14 protein-coding genes are annotated in these 14016 nt (G+C 70.9%); 5 read left to right on the plus strand and 9 right to left on the minus strand.

The genetic code is table 11. The features are described 5' to 3' along the window. Positions 1-56: 56 nt before the first annotated feature. The 3 genes from MTQ12_RS03210 (at position 57) to MTQ12_RS03220 (ending at position 2459) form a co-directional block, all read left to right on the plus strand. Complete coding sequence (locus MTQ12_RS03210; protein ID WP_137320183.1) at positions 57-1091, plus strand: alcohol dehydrogenase catalytic domain-containing protein; 1035 nt, start codon at positions 57-59, stop codon at positions 1089-1091. Between the two features lie 165 nt (positions 1092-1256). Further along, positions 1257-2141, plus strand: a complete 885-nt coding sequence (locus MTQ12_RS03215) for a hypothetical protein (RefSeq protein ID WP_247423876.1) — start codon at positions 1257-1259, stop codon at positions 2139-2141. 90 nt (positions 2142-2231) lie between these two features. Then, the gene (locus MTQ12_RS03220; protein WP_247423878.1) at positions 2232-2459 is read left to right on the plus strand and encodes a hypothetical protein; all 228 of its coding nucleotides are present in this window, start codon (positions 2232-2234) and stop codon (positions 2457-2459) included. A gap of 72 nt (positions 2460-2531) precedes the next feature. Here MTQ12_RS03220 and MTQ12_RS03225 read toward each other — a convergent pair whose 3' ends face one another. After that, entirely contained in the window at positions 2532-3050 is a 519-nt protein-coding gene (locus MTQ12_RS03225; RefSeq protein ID WP_247423880.1) for a hypothetical protein, read from the minus strand. Between the two features lie 9 nt (positions 3051-3059). On the opposite strand from MTQ12_RS03225, the gene MTQ12_RS03230 reads away from it, so the two are divergent. After that, positions 3060-3212 carry a hypothetical protein gene (locus MTQ12_RS03230; protein WP_247423882.1) on the plus strand — a complete coding sequence of 51 codons (153 nt, stop codon included), beginning with the start codon at positions 3060-3062 and terminating at the stop codon, positions 3210-3212. A gap of 105 nt (positions 3213-3317) precedes the next feature. Here MTQ12_RS03230 and thyX read toward each other — a convergent pair whose 3' ends face one another. From thyX to MTQ12_RS03255, 5 genes are all read right to left on the minus strand, one after another. Beyond that, positions 3318-4103, minus strand: a complete 786-nt coding sequence (gene thyX, locus MTQ12_RS03235) for an FAD-dependent thymidylate synthase (RefSeq protein WP_137320186.1) — start codon at positions 4101-4103, stop codon at positions 3318-3320. Between the two features lie 218 nt (positions 4104-4321). Then, positions 4322-5395: a biotin/lipoate A/B protein ligase family protein gene (locus tag MTQ12_RS03240; protein WP_247423884.1), complete on the minus strand. Its 1074-nt coding sequence runs from the start codon at positions 5393-5395 to the stop codon at positions 4322-4324. Between the two features lie 45 nt (positions 5396-5440). Next, the gene (locus MTQ12_RS03245) at positions 5441-6916 is read right to left on the minus strand and encodes an MFS transporter (protein ID WP_137320188.1); all 1476 of its coding nucleotides are present in this window, start codon (positions 6914-6916) and stop codon (positions 5441-5443) included. Positions 6917-7099: 183 nt separating this feature from the next. Further along, complete coding sequence (locus tag MTQ12_RS03250) at positions 7100-8191, minus strand: branched-chain amino acid aminotransferase (RefSeq protein WP_137320189.1); 1092 nt, start codon at positions 8189-8191, stop codon at positions 7100-7102. 219 nt (positions 8192-8410) lie between these two features. Beyond that, entirely contained in the window at positions 8411-9451 is a 1041-nt protein-coding gene (locus MTQ12_RS03255; protein WP_137320190.1) for a 3-isopropylmalate dehydrogenase, read from the minus strand. Positions 9452-9607: 156 nt separating this feature from the next. On the opposite strand from MTQ12_RS03255, the gene MTQ12_RS03260 reads away from it, so the two are divergent. Next, a complete protein-coding gene (locus MTQ12_RS03260; RefSeq protein WP_137320191.1) occupies positions 9608-10585 on the plus strand; it encodes a CoA ester lyase in 978 nt (325 codons plus the stop codon). A gap of 48 nt (positions 10586-10633) precedes the next feature. Here the strand turns inward: MTQ12_RS03260 and serA are convergent, their stop codons facing one another. The 3 genes from serA to MTQ12_RS03275 form a co-directional block, all read right to left on the minus strand. After that, the gene (gene serA / locus MTQ12_RS03265; protein WP_247423886.1) at positions 10634-12226 is read right to left on the minus strand and encodes a phosphoglycerate dehydrogenase; all 1593 of its coding nucleotides are present in this window, start codon (positions 12224-12226) and stop codon (positions 10634-10636) included. A 207-nt stretch (positions 12227-12433) separates the two neighbouring features. Further along, the gene (locus MTQ12_RS03270; protein WP_175406991.1) at positions 12434-12640 is read right to left on the minus strand and encodes a hypothetical protein; all 207 of its coding nucleotides are present in this window, start codon (positions 12638-12640) and stop codon (positions 12434-12436) included. A gap of 65 nt (positions 12641-12705) precedes the next feature. After that, positions 12706-13992, minus strand: coding sequence for a GNAT family N-acetyltransferase (locus MTQ12_RS03275; RefSeq protein ID WP_137320194.1), 1287 nt, complete (start codon positions 13990-13992; stop codon positions 12706-12708). Positions 13993-14016: the final 24 nt, after the last annotated feature.

Genomic DNA, 14016 nt, shown 5'->3' on the forward strand with positions numbered 1-14016 from the left:
GCGCCGCACCCTGAGACGCCCCGACCGGGCCGGTGCGCCGGACCTACGATGACCTCATGCGCGCCGTCTGCTTCGAGTCCTTCCGCACCACCCCGACCATCGCCGAGCTCCCGGATCCGGTTGCTCCCGCCGACGGCGTCGTCATCGCCGTCGAGGCCACCGGCCTGTGCCGCAGCGACTGGCACGCCTGGTCCGGCCACGACGACACCGTCGCCCTCCCCCACGTCCCCGGTCACGAACTCGTCGGGCACATCGTCGAGGTCGGCGCGGGCGTCCGGGAGTGGACGCTCGGACAGCGCGTGACCACGCCGTTCGTCGGCGGCTGCGGAGCGTGCGAATGGTGCGCGAGCGGCAACGCCCAGGTGTGCCCGGACCAGACCCAGCCCGGCTTCACCCACTTCGGGTCCTGGGCGGAGAAGGTCGTCATCCGCCACGCCGACCTCAACCTCGTCGCCGTCGACGACGAGATCCCCGCCGAGGCCGCCTGCAGCCTCGGCTGCCGCTTCGCGACCTCCTTCCGCGGACTCCACGACCGCGCCCGCCTGGCCGCCGGGGAGACGCTGGCCGTGTTCGGCTGCGGCGGGGTCGGACTGTCGGCCATCATGATCGCCCGCGCGCTCGGCGCGCGCGTCGTGGCCGTCGACATCAGCGCCGAGGCGCTCGCCCTCGCCTCCCGCCACGGCGCCGAGGTGCTCGTCGACTCGACCGGCCTGACCCCGGCCGAGGTGGCCGCCGAGGTCGTCCGCGCCGCCGGTTCCGCCCCCGCCGTCACCCTCGAGGCGCTCGGCCGGGCGGACACGATGAACGCCGCCCTGCTCTGCCTCGCCCCTCTCGGCCGCCACGTGCAGATCGGGCTGTTCGCCGGCCCGCCCGAAGCCGCGATCGGGCGCGTCATCTCCCACGAGCTGTCGTTCCTCGGCAGCCACGGGATGGCCGCCGCGGACTACCCGGCCCTCCTCGACCTCGTGCGCAGCGGCGCGCTGCGCCCGCAGGACCTCGTCACCCGCACGATCACCCTCGAAGAGACCCCGGAGGCGCTGCGGGCGATGGATGCCGGGACGCACCCGGGGATGACGATCATCCGACCCTGAGTCCACCGCGGCGGGTTCCGCGATGACCGCTCGGTCGAATCGCGGCGCCTGCGCCGCGACCGACGACAGGATCCGACCCCTCCAATCCTTCACCGCACCCCCGGTTGACGGTAACGTTCCTTGTGAGAGGGAACACACCGGTTCCTGGACCCAAGGAGAAAGATCATGAACGCACAAGCGATCATCTGGATCGTCGTGGCCATCGTCGTGCTCCTCGCGATCATCGGCATCATCGTGTTCGCCGTGAATTCCTCGAAGAAGAGGAAGGAGCGCGAGCGCATCGAGCAGCAGCGCCGCGACGAGGAGAATCGTCAGCGGGCCGCAGAGCTGCGCCAGGAGAGCAAGGAGGCCGACCTCGATGTCCGCCAGCGCGAGCTCGAGGCGGAGAACCGCAAGATCGAGGCCGAGCGCGCCCGCGTCGACGCCGAGCGCAAGGATCAGGAGATCGCTCGCGAGCAGGAGAAGATCCGGGCCGAGCGCGAACAGGTCCGCCGGCGCCAGGCCGAGGCCGACCGCCTCGACCCGGATGTCGACGACGGTGCTCGCACCGACGGTCATCGTGACGGGCGCCACGACGGACGCGGCCCGGGCGCCGGAACCGCTGCCGCCGCCGGAGCCGCAGGTGCGGGCGCCGGAGCAGCCGCCGCACACTCCGGCGACGGACACCGCGACGACCGCCACCATGACGACCGCGGACTGCGCGACGACCACGGTCGGCACGACCTCGACCGCGACGGCCGCACCGGCGACGGCATCCGCGACCACGACGGATACCGCGACGACCACGGGATCCGCGATCGCGACGGCGTGAACGACGGGGTCCGCGACGGCGTGCGCGACCACGACGGTCACCGCGACGGTGTCCGGGACGATCATCACGACCGAGGCGCCCACGCCGCTGGCGCTGCCGGTGACGGTGCTGCCGGGGCGGGCATCGCCGGACACGGCGACCGGCCCCGTGAGAACGATCCGCGCCTCGACGCCGGAGGCCCGCAGCAGCAGGACTTCGTCGACGGCCGGCGCGGACCCGGAGCCGATGAGCACCGTTAGGGCCACGACCAGCTCGGTCGCGACGAGCACGGGCGCGACCAGCATGATCCGAACCGCCACGGCCATGACCGGCGCGATCACGACCAGCAGGTGGACCCGCGCGGACAGGGCTCCGACCAGCAGGGTCATGACCGGCGCGGGTACGAGCAGCAGGGGTACGACCAGCAGCAGGGCTACGGCCAGCAGGGATACGAGCAGCAGGGCCAGCCCGTCGATCCCCAACAGCAGGGCTTCGACCAGCAGGGCCGTCCGCTCGATCCGAACCACCCGGATTACATCGACCCGCGCAGCGATGGCGGGCTCGACCCCCGCCGCTGAGCGCTGACCGACACGGCATGACTGAGGCCCGGGGCTCTCCGCCCCGGGCCTCAGTCATGCCGCAGGCGGCGGTCAGTGAGCGACGAGGCGTGCGAGCAGCACCGGGTCGTCCTGCCCCTTCCACGTGCCGAGGAGCCGACCGAGCACGGTGCCGGACGACGCTTCCGAGTCCGCTGCCCGCGGGAACCGGAGGATCTCGAGATCGGCCTCACCGGCCCGCACCATCGTCGTCCCGGCGAGAGTCGTCGGGCTCGGGTTCGGGTCGAAGCTCAGCGTCTCGGCCAGCGGGTGGGCGGCCTCGGCACTGAGGCCATACGATCCGTCCCGGTCGTTGACGCCCTGCACGGATGCGATGTCCGTCCGCTCGACCTCGCCTTCGTCGGTCGACATGAACTCCTTCACGTTCGTCCCACCGGTGCGGATCGCGCGCTCGAGCTCTCCGAGGAACACCGGGTCGGCGGCACCGTCGTACACCCACCGGGTGCCGAGCACGGAATGGCTCATCTCGGTGATGAGGTGGGGCTCGGCGTTCTCAAGGGGCGCTCCGCGATAGGTCACCGGGATCTGGAGGATCTCCTCGGTGCCGGGCACGCGGACGAGGTGGACCTCGATCCCGTCCTCGCCGGCGGGATCGTCGAACCGCAGCTCGACACGCGTTCGACCTCGGCCCCGGTGGCCGCTCCGGACCACGCCTGGCCGGGCAGCCGGGCGGCGATCGCCTCGAGCTTGCCGAGCGAGAGCTCTGCATCGTAGAGGTGTGCCATGTCATACCTTCCGATTGCGGATCGGGCTGCGCCCGCCGTCCTCCCCCGGGCCGGGCGGGCCGACCCGCACGGCGGCGCCGGTCGAGCGGTGGCGTCAGGCCTTGCGGGTGCCGGGCAGCCAGGCGCCGTCCTCCACGGAGTAGTCCGCGAAGATCGCCGGCGCCTCGGCCTTCATGATCTCGGCGACCTTGCCGAAGACCAGGCGGATCTCCTCCTCCGCACCCGGCGCGGTGCGCATCTCGACGACGTGGCGCAGGGAGCGCAGGTTCGCCGTGTAGACGATGCCGGTGCCGAGCCCTTCGGGGGCGAAGCGCCGCATGAAGGAGGTCATGTGCTTCTTGTGCGCGAAGTTCGTCCCCTCGTCGTCGAGCCCGAAGTGCTCGGTCATCCACTTCTGGTGCTCCTCGAGGGTGTCGAGCACGGCGAGGCTGCGCTCCATGAGCTCCTCGTCCTCACGCGCCCAGTCGGGGAACCAGAACGGGATCTCGGTGAGCCGCACGTAGCGCAGTGACTCCTGCGAGTAGGCGCAGCCGGCGCGGTGGCGGATGAGTTCGTGGGTGAGGACGCGCGACACGTTGTGGAGGACGAAGGTGTAGTTCGCGTGCTCGAGCACGGAGCCGTGCTGCGAGGCGACGACGTTGCCCAGGTAGGAGGCGGAGTCCGTGCGGACGCGCGACACGTTGGGGTTGAGACCCGGCTCCCAGGAGCGGTAGCACATACGGCCGGCGAACTCGAGGAGGTCCTCGCCGTCGGGGCTGTCGGCCGTTTCGACGCGCTCGGCCCAGGACAGGCCGCCGACCTCGCCGAGGTACTTCTTCATCGCGTCCCAGTCGATCGACGGACGGGCCAGGAGTTCGACGGTCGGTTCTACGTGGCGCACAGGGTCCTCTTTCTCGGTGGGGTGCTCGGCGGAGAGCGCACAGCTGGTCGGTTCGCCGCTACGACGGTCCGCGCGGTGCACGCCGTCGGTCCCAGCCTAGTCGGTCATCCGCCCGGCCGCAGGAGGCGCGGCAGGGGCGTTCGCGGGGCCAGGCGGACCGGCCGATACCGTGCACATTCTTGCGGTTTCGTTCTCAGGAACCTTCGAAAATTGAGGGCTCAGGGGACGCGATGGGTCCAGGCCTCGGTGCCGAACTTCGACTCGACGAGCTCCTCGGCCCGGGCGAGCTCGGCGGCGCTCACCTCCCCGCGGGCGGCGCCGTAGCGGGCGGTGAAGGTGTCGATCATCGTCGCGATGATCTCCTGCCGGTCCGCCCCGGTCTGCCGGCGCAGCGGGTCGACGCGCTTCTTCGCGCTCCGCACGCCCTTGTCGGAGATCTTCGCCTCCCCGATCCGCAGCACCTCGACCATCCTGTCGGCGTCGATGTCGTAGCTCATGGTCGCGTGGTGGAGCAGCGTGCCCGAGGTCAGGCGGCGCTGGGCGGCACCGCCGATCTTGCCGTCGCTCGAGGTGATGTCGTTGATCGGCACGTACCAGGCGTTGACGCCGAGGTCGCCGAGCGCGGCGATGACCCAGCGGTCGAGGAAGGCGTAGGACTCCGCGTAGTCGAGACCGGCGATGATCGAGTCCGGCACGTACATCGAGTAGGTGACGCAGTTGCCGCCCTCCATGAACATCGCCCCGCCCCCGGAGATCCGGCGGATGACGTCGACGCCGTACTTCTCCACACCCTCGGGCCGCAGCTCGTTGACGTAGGACTGGAACGAGCCGATGACCGTCGCCCGGTCCTCCCACTCCCAGAACCGCAGGGTCGGGCGGCGGCGACCGGCGTCGACCTCGGTCAGCAGCACCTCGTCGAGGGCGACGTTGATGCGGCTCGGCAGCACCGGGCCGTGGATGACCTCCCAGTCGAAGTCGGAGAAGTTCGCCGCCTTCGTCACCGCCCGGCGCACCACGGTGGCGATGTCGGCGGTGGTGAAGCCGTGCATCTGCAGCCCGGAGCCGTGGGCGGCGAGCGCGGCGTCGAGGCGGCGGACGAGTTCGGCGGAGTCGGCCCGGACGGAGGCGCCGACGAGCGCGGGCGCGATGTCGAAGAACGCCTCCTCGGGTTCGAGGAAGAAGTCCCCGGAGATCGTGGCGCCGGTGATCGCGGTGCCGTCGGTCTCGACATCGGCGACGACGAGCTTGCCGCCGGTGACCTTGTGCTCTGCGTGGAGGTTCTCGACTGTCATGGCCTCACGCTACCCGGCGCCGCGCCGTCGTGGGTGTGCGGTGCGTCACTCGAGTTCCTGGCCGGTGGTCTCGGGCGTCGCGAACGCCATGACGAGAGCGGCGAGGACCACGAACGCGCCGGTGATGACGAAGGTCCACGTGAGCCCGAGGACCGGCCACATGAGGCTGCCGAACACCACCGGGGCGACTCCGGTGGCCACGCGCGAGGCGGCCGAGGCCCAGCCGAACCCGGAACCGCGCAGGCGGGTGGGGTAGAGCTCGGAGACATAGGTGTAGAGCGCCGGGATCGCCATCTGGATGAAGAACCCGAAGGCGAGGATGGAGAACTTCGCCGCGCCGTTGAGCTCGGCCCCGGAGGAGTCGAGGGCGATCGCGAAGCCGACAAGGGCGACGGCCGCGACGACCGAGGTGGTGCCGAGCATCCACTTGCGGCCGGTGAGCTCGACGAGCAGCGCGCACAGCACCACGCCGGCGATCCCGATCGCCGTCATCTGCCCGGTGACGATGAATGCCGCCTGGTCGCCGAGCCCCTGCTCGCGGAGGATCTTCGGCAGCCAGGTGAGCGCGGCGTAGTAGAGGACGAGCACCGCGACGAAGAGGAGCCACGCGGTGAAGGTCACGCGCGCGGAGTACCGCCACAGCTCGGCGATCTGCCCGGTCAGCGCGGCCACGCGCCCGAGGACCCCGCGCCGCTGCACCCCGATGCCCGCCTCGGGGGTCGGGTCGGTCGTCGGGGCCGGCCCGGCCGTGGCCGAGGTGCTGCTCGCCGTGGCGGCAGCCGCGGGGCCGAGCCCCTCGTAGTGCCATTCGGTGATGTCGGAGCCGGTGCGTGCGACGAGGCGGCGGAGGATCGCGTCGGCCTTGTCGTACTGCCCGGCGGAGATCAGGTACATCGGCGATTCGGGGATGAAGATCCGCACGAGCACGATGAGCAGGGCGGGCAGGACCATGATGAGCATGATGAGGCGCCAGTCGCCGAAGTCGAGCAGCCAGGCGGAGACGAAGGCGCACAGGGTGACGCCGATCGGCCACCAGCCGTCCATCGCGGTGAGCACGCGGCCGCGGTGCTTGGCCGGGGTGAACTCGCCGACGAGGGCGTAGTCGACGGGGATGCAGCCGCCGAGGCCGAAGCCGGCGAAGAACCGGAAGATGCAGAAGAGCAGGATGTTCGGCGCGAAGGCGCCGAGCACGGTGAACAGGGAGAACACGAGGAGGGTCAGCGTGAAGGCGGTCTTGCGGCCGATTCGGTCCGACATCCCGCCCCACACCACGGCGCCGGTGGCCATGCCGATGAGATTGGCGGTGGCGATCCAGGCGGCCTGGCCGAGCGTGAGGTCCCAGTGGTCGCTCAGCAGCGGGATGAGGAAGCCGTTGAGGGCGACGTCCCAGGCGTCGAACATGAAGCCGAGGCCGCCGATGAGGAAGATCGCACCCTGGGTGTTCCATCTCCAGGGCAGGACGGCGACGACTTCGTCGGCGCGCAGCGCGGCCGGGCGCGCGGGGGCAGATGTCTGAGGCATGGGGGTAGCGTACCTTCTTTTTAGCAGATTCGCGCAATAATCCGATGGGTGGGCGCGGGACGGCGCGGACGCGGCCCTCGCGCCGTTGGCGGCGACCTCCCGACGCACCGATCCCCCGGCCCGCGGGAACGGGATCCGAGGGATCGGCGAGGCGGATCGGGAGCGGTCCGGAGTGCCTGCAGATCAGGCGAGGCGGACCATCCAGCCGTTCGTGTCCTCGACGCGGCCGTACTGGATGCCGAGGAGCGTCTCGCGCAGCTGCATCGACTTCTCACCGGGCTCCGTGCTCTGCTCGATGGTGAAGTCCTCGCCCTTGAGCTGCCCGATCGGGGTGATGACGGCGGCGGTGCCGCAGGCGAAGGCCTCGAGGATGTCGCCGGACGCCGCACCCTCGCGCCACTCCTCGAGGGTGATCGGCCGCTCCTCGGGGGTGAGGCCGACCTGCGGGGCGAGCTCGATGAGCGAACGGCGGGTGACGCCGTCGAGGATCGAGTCGCCGAGGTTCGGGGTGAGGAGCCTGCCGTCCTTCGTCACGAGCATGAGGTTCATGCCGCCGAGCTCCTCGAGGTACTTCGACTCCGCGGCGTCGGTGAAGAGCACCTGCGCACAGCCGTTCGCCGCGGCCTGGTCGCCGGCGGCGAGCGAGGCGGCGTAGTTGCCGCCGCACTTGGCGAAGCCGGTGCCGCCGTGGCTGGCGCGCTTGAGGTTCGGGGACAGCCAGATCGAGACCGGCTTCACGCCGCCCGGGAAGTAGGCGCCGGCAGGGCTGGCGATGACGTAGTAGTCGACCTCGTGGCTCGAGCGCACCCCGAGGAAGGTCTCCGAGGCGATCATGAACGGGCGCAGGTAGAGGCTGCACTCGTCGAGGTCGTTCTGCGGCGTGGGGACCCAGGCGGCATCCTGCTCGACGAGGGCCTTGAGCGAGCCCACGAAGTCGTCCTCATCGATCTGCGGCAGGGCGAGGCGCTCGGCGGAGATGTTGATCCGGGCGGCGTTCTTCTCCGGGCGGAAGGTCCAGATCGAGCCGTCGGCATGCCGGTAGGCCTTGAGACCCTCGAAGATCTCCTGCCCGTAGTGGAAGACCGCCGCGGCCGGGTCGAGGACGAGCGGACCGTAGGGTTTGACGGTGTGCGCGTGCCATCCCTGCTCACGGGTGAAGCGCACGTGCGCCATGTGATCGGTGAAGTGGTTGCCGAAGCCGGGGTCGGCCTTGATCGCCTCCCGCACGTTCTCCGTGGTCGGCTGCGCGTTCTTGAGGAGCTGGAATTCGGTCATGGGAAAGGTCTCTTCTACGAGTCAGGTGTTCAGGTGGATGGGGCCGCGCGGCACGTGCACGCACGGAAAGTGTCACGCGCCACACGCTGGTCCACTGCCCACGATACGGACAGATCGCGCGGAGGTCACATCGGCGGGGTATGGGGCCCCGTCGCCGCGCCCCGGAATGGGTGCCGCGGACCCGGCCGCCGGGCGGTGCTCAGCCGATCCGGGCGGCGCTCAGCCGATCCGGGCGGCGATCGCGTCACCGACCTCGGCGGTCGAGCGCTCGGCGTCCCCGCGCTCGGCGAGATCCGCCTCGACCGCGGTCTGGATGGTCTTCGCGACGACGTCGAGCCCGAGCGATTCGGCCATGAGCGCGGCGGAGAGGATGGTCGCGGTCGGGTCGGCGATCCCCTGCCCGGCGATGTCCGGGGCGGAGCCGTGGATCGGCTCGAACAGGCTCGGGGCGGTGCCGTCGACGTTGAGGTTCGCCGAGGCGGCGAGCCCGATCCCGCCGGTCACCGCGGCGGCGAGGTCGGTGAGGATGTCGCCGAACAGGTTGTCGGTGACGATGACGTCGTAGCGGCCGGGGTCGGTCACCATGTAGATCGTGCAGGCGTCCGTGTGCTCGTAGTTCACCGCGACGTCGGGGAACTCCGGGGCGACGTGCTCGACGACGCGGCGCCACAGGTGCCCGGCGTGGACCATGACGTTGTGCTTGTGGACGTAGGTGAGCTTCTGGCGCCGCGCCTGCGCCTTCTCGAACGCGAAGCGCACGGTGCGCTCGATGCCGTACCAGGTGTTGACGGAGACCTCGGTGGCGACCTCGTGCGGGGTGTCGGTGCGCAGGCTGCCGCCCTGGCCCGTGTAGGAGCCCTCGGTGCCCTCGCGGACGACGACGAAGTCGATCTCCCCCGGGTCCGCCAGCGGCGAGGTGGCGCCGGTGAAGAACTTCGAGGGGCGCATGTTCACCGCGTGCTCGAGACCGAATCGCATCTTGAGGATGATGCCGCGCTCGAGCACGCCCGAGGGCACGCTCGGGTCGCCGCAGGCTCCGAAGTAGATCGCATCGTGGGTGCGGAGGTCGGCGAGCTCGGCGTCGGTGAGCGTCTCACCGGTCTCGTGCCAGCGCTTCGCAGAGGCCTCGAAGGTCGTGGTGACGAGCTCGACGGGCTCCCCGCTCGCGTCGATCGCGCGCTGCAGGACCTTGAGGCCCTCGGGGATGACTTCGGTGCCGATGCCGTCGCCGGGCATCACGGCGATTCTGAAAGTGGTCATGGGCTCAGTCTACGAGTCGTCTCACCATTCGGGGGATCGTCTTGGATCCTGGAATGCCCTGTGAAGTGGTTCCCAGCCGCCCGCATCCCTGCGCGGTGCGTGCCCGGCTCGTGAGAGCACCGCGCCGAGGCGCCGAGCGACCGTAGACTGATCTCCATGCAGCCGACGAACGCCGAACACCCCGCACGCCCTGCCGATTCCTCCCGCCCTGCCGACCCGTCTGCCGCCGCGGACGGCACCGCGGAGCAGACGACCGAGCGGGCGACCCGCACGGCCGAGGCGCAGACCCACTCGGTGCGCAACGCCCGCGCCGCCGCCCTGCCGGCGAAGCTCTCCCGCTCGTGGCTGCTCGTCAACGCCGCGATGCCGGAGACCTTCGAGGCCGCGCAGGCCTCCGACGCGGACTCGGTGATCTTCGACCTCGAGGCCCCGGTGCCCGAGGACGGCAAGGACGCGGCGCGCGAGCACGTGGTGCACGCCCTCGAGTGCGGGATGTCGGCGTGGGTCCGCGTCAACGGCACGACCACCGACCACTGGGAGCCGGACCTCGACGCGATCAAGTCGCTGCCCGGGCTGCGCGGGATCATGCTGCCGAACACCGAGCACCCGGAGCAGGTGACCTACACCTCGATGCGGGCCGGCGCCGGGGTGCCGGTGCTCGCGCTCATCGAGACCGCGCGCGGGATCGAGAACGCCACCCGCATCGCCGAGGCGCCCGGCACCTTCCGCCTGGCGCTGGGCACCAACGACTTCCGCAAGGACACCGGCGTCGCCGACGACCCGGTGGCGCTGGCCTACGCCCGCTCGCGGCTCGTCGTCGCCACCCGGGTGGGCGGGCTGCCGGGTGCCATCGACGGCCCCTCGGCGGCCGGTGCACCTGCCGACCGGGTGGTCGAGGACTGCGGCTGGACCATGAAGATGGGCATGGCCGGCAAGCTTGTGCTCGACCTCGAGCAGATCGGCATCCTCAACACCGAGCTCTCCCCCAGCGAGGACGACCGCCGATGGGCGCGGGAGATGCTCGACCGGGCCGCGGGCGGCGAGAAGATCACCGACGGCTCGTATCTGCCGCGTCTGGCGCGTGCGAAGAAGATCGCCCGCCTCGCCGACTCCTACGGCCTCTGGAACGCCTGAGGCGCGCCCCGGCCGTCGAGGCCGGGACGGCTGCCCGGGTGACGGGTCTCAGTCCTCCGTCAGCGTCACCGCGGTGAACTGCGAGGCGCCGACGGCACCGGCGAGGGCGGACACGACCTCGGGGGTCACGGCGGAGTCGACGGACATGACGGACAGCGCCTCGCCGCCGTCCCCGGCCGGGGACACCTGCATGCCGGCGATGTTGACCTCGTTGCGGCCGAGCGCCTGCCCGAGCTGCCCGATGACACCGGGGCGGTCCTCGTACTTGAAGATCAACAGGTGGTCGGTGAGCGCGATCTCGAGCTCGTAGCCGTCGACCCCGGTGAGCTTCTGCACGAGCTTCGGGCCCGTGACGGTGCCGGAGACCGACACCTGACGCCCCGAGGCGGTCGTCGCGACGATCGTCGTGACGTTGCGGAAGGACTCGACGTAGGGGTCGGTGGTGAGCTCGAGCGTCATCCCGCGCTCCTCCGCGAGCAGCGGGGCGTTGACGTAGGACACCGGCCGGGACACGTAGTCGCGGAACAGGCCCTTGAGCGCGGACAGCTGGAGCACGGAGACGTCCTTGTCGGCGATCTCGCCGCGCACGTCGAACCGGAAGTGGCTGATCGGCTCCTCGGCGAGGGCGGCGACGACGCGGCCGAGCTTCTCCGCCAGCGGGATGCCCGGGCGCACGTCGGCGTGGATCGCACCGCCGGTGACGTTGACGGCATCGGGCACGAGCTCCCCGGACAGCGCCAGGCGCACGGACCTCGCGACGGCGACGCCGGCCTTCTCCTGGGCCTCGTCGGTCGACGCGCCGAGGTGCGGGGTGACGTTGACGGCGTCCTGCTCCATGAGCCGCGAGTGCTCCGGCGGCTCCTGGCTCCACACGTCGATCCCGGCGCCGCCGACCTGGCCGGCGTCGACGGCGGCGGCGAGCGCCTCCTCGTCGATGATCCCGCCGCGGGCGACGTTGACGATCCGCACGCCCGGCTTGACCTTGGCGAACGCCTCGCGGCCGATCATCCCGACGGTCTCCGGGGTCTTGGGCATGTGGACGGTGATGAAGTCGGATGCCGCGAGGAGCTCGTCGAGGCTCATGACCTCGACGCCCATCTGCGCGGCGCGCGACTGGGAGATGTAGGGGTCGTAGCCGACGATCTTCATCCCGAAGGACTTGGCGCGCTCGGCGACGAGCCCGCCGATCCGACCGAGGCCGACGATGCCGAGCGTCTTCTCGTAGAGCTCGACACCGGTGAGCTTCGAGCGGTTCCACTCCCCGGCCTTGAGCGAGGAGTTGCCGGCGCCGAAGTACCGCGCGGCGGCGAGCAGGTGGGTCATCGTGAGCTCGGCGGCGGAGATGATGTTCGAGGTCGGCGCGTTGACGACCATGACGCCGGCCTTCGTCGCCGCCGGCACGTCGACGTTGTCGAGGCCGACGCCGGCGCGGGCGACGACCTTGAGGTCCTGCGCCGCGGCGATGGCCTCCGCGTCGACCTGCGTGGCCGAGCGGATGAGGATCGCGTCGACGTCGGCGATCGCGGAGAGCAGCTCCGCACGGTCTGCGCCGTTGCACCTCCGGATCTCGAAGTCGGGGCCGAGCGCCTCGATGGTGGCGGGCGACAGGTTCTCGGCGATGAGCACCGCGGGCTTGCTCACGGGTTCCTCCTACGGATGCGCGCACGGGTGCGGCGACGGTGGATGTCGGGCCGTGGCACGGGCACACGGCACGGGGCGGCGGCTGCTGGGCATCCGCCCGATGACGGGATCGACACCATCGTATCGACCCCTTGTGAAGCCTTTCACAAGGGGGTCACATCGTGAACAGCGGGCCCGCCGTCGACGCAGCGGCCGGGACCGGGCCGGTCACCCGGACCGGTCTCCCGGACGCGGTTCCCGCGGCCGCTCGCGCAGCGCCTTCGGCAGCAGGAAGATCAGGGCGTGGAGCAGGAACATGACGAAGGCCACCACGAAGGCCCAGCGCACGACCCCGGGCCAACCCGGTTCAGCCGGGAAGAAGAGCAGGACGACGATCAACGCTCCGATCGAGCTGACGGATTGGATGACCGCCATGGCGAGGAGAGGCCGCCGCAGTTCGCGTCTCCCGCCGTCGTCCATGGACCTGTGCACCCCGCTCCTCAGAAGTCGTTGGGCGAGTACGGGGCGCGCTCGAGGGCGAACATCGAACGCGCGCGCAGGGCCGCACCCTCGGTGTGCTGGACGATCCGCCCCGCGCGGGCGAGGATCACCGGGTCCGCGCCGCCGAGGTAGATCGAGCCGAGCTCGGACACCCCGAGCTCGAGGTCGACGGGGACCGAGGCGCTCACGCGCTCGACCTCGGCATCGGTGCCGTCGGCGGTGACCCGGTAGGTGCCCTCGGCCAGGTGCATGGGGTCGATCACCTTGATGACGAGCTCGCCGGGGACCTCCCACGGGCGGGCCTCGAGCGCGGCGACGACGTCGAGCATGCGCAGCCACACGCCGTCGTGCTGGCCGACGGTCTTGGCCCGGCGCGGGTCGGTCAGCAGCCACGGCAGCGGGGAGTTCTGGGCGGCGTATCCGAACTTCACGGTGTTCACGAGGTCGACAGCGCCGAGGAACGCCCACAGCGCGGAGTAGGCGGCGTCGGAGACCGCGACGAAGTCGAGCAGCTCGACGGTGCCGGTGTAGTACGTCTCGCCGTGGAACCGGTAGCTCACGTAGCCGTCGGGCTCGCCGGACTCGTCGTAGTGGAGCGCAGCGCGCACGGAGCGGTCCTCGTCGTCGGTGCGGGGGTCCACGGAACCGGCCGCGACGTCGGTGTAGAGCTGCTGGCGCTCCATCGCGCCGGGCGAGGCCTGGAGGAAACGGGCGTAGATCGCCGGGGCGAGCTCCTCGAGCGCGGACGCCGGGCACATCTCCACCCGGCGGTCGGCCTCGGAGGCGAGTGCGAAGCCGGGCGAGGTGTCGACCTCGACCTCGGTGAACCAGGTCGCGGTGCCGAACCCGAACCGGGTGTAGATTCCGCCCTCGGTCGCGGTGAGGGCGGCGAACGGGTAGCCGTCGGCCTTCGCCTGCGTGAGGTCGGAGGTCATGAGCGAGCGGAGCAGGCCGCGCCGCCGGTGGGTGGGGCGCACGGTGATCCACGTGATGAGGTGCGCAGGCACGAGACGACCGCCGCCGACGTTCATCCGCTTCTCGAAGTGGGCGAAGGTCGCGACCGGGATCTCCGCGCTCAGCGCGTGGGATGGTGCCCGGTCGGCGTAGACGGCGGTGAGCTTCCGCCCGTCGGTGATCGCGTTCTCGACCCGGTGGACGAGACGCTCGTCCGTGGGGCGCTTCCCGTGGAATCCGGCGATCACCGCCTGCATGTAGTGATCGGTCCGCCGGTCGGGGGCGCCGTCGGTCAGGGCTGGGGAGAATGTCTCGAATCGATACTCAGTCACGGGGTCCACACTATCCGATAGCAG

This window comes from Brevibacterium sp. R8603A2, assembly GCF_023072605.1.
GTDB classification, from domain to species: Bacteria; Actinomycetota; Actinomycetes; order Actinomycetales; family Brevibacteriaceae; genus Brevibacterium; species Brevibacterium pityocampae.

What these genes read in the sequence shown, in the direction of transcription:
- MTQ12_RS03210 (WP_137320183.1), top strand. Translation starts at nt 57, where the DNA reads ATGCGCGCCGTCTGCTTCGAGTCCTTCCGCACCACCCCGACCATCGCC.
- MTQ12_RS03215 (WP_247423876.1), top strand. Translation starts at nt 1,257, where the DNA reads ATGAACGCACAAGCGATCATCTGGATCGTCGTGGCCATCGTCGTGCTC.
- MTQ12_RS03240 (WP_247423884.1), bottom strand. Translation starts at nt 5,395, where the DNA reads ATGACAGTCGAGAACCTCCACGCAGAGCACAAGGTCACCGGCGGCAAG.
- MTQ12_RS03245 (WP_137320188.1), bottom strand. Translation starts at nt 6,916, where the DNA reads ATGCCTCAGACATCTGCCCCCGCGCGCCCGGCCGCGCTGCGCGCCGAC.
- MTQ12_RS03250 (WP_137320189.1), bottom strand. Translation starts at nt 8,191, where the DNA reads ATGACCGAATTCCAGCTCCTCAAGAACGCGCAGCCGACCACGGAGAAC.
- MTQ12_RS03255 (WP_137320190.1), bottom strand. Translation starts at nt 9,451, where the DNA reads ATGACCACTTTCAGAATCGCCGTGATGCCCGGCGACGGCATCGGCACC.
- MTQ12_RS03260 (WP_137320191.1), top strand. Translation starts at nt 9,608, where the DNA reads ATGCAGCCGACGAACGCCGAACACCCCGCACGCCCTGCCGATTCCTCC.
- MTQ12_RS03270 (WP_175406991.1), bottom strand. Translation starts at nt 12,640, where the DNA reads ATGGCGGTCATCCAATCCGTCAGCTCGATCGGAGCGTTGATCGTCGTC.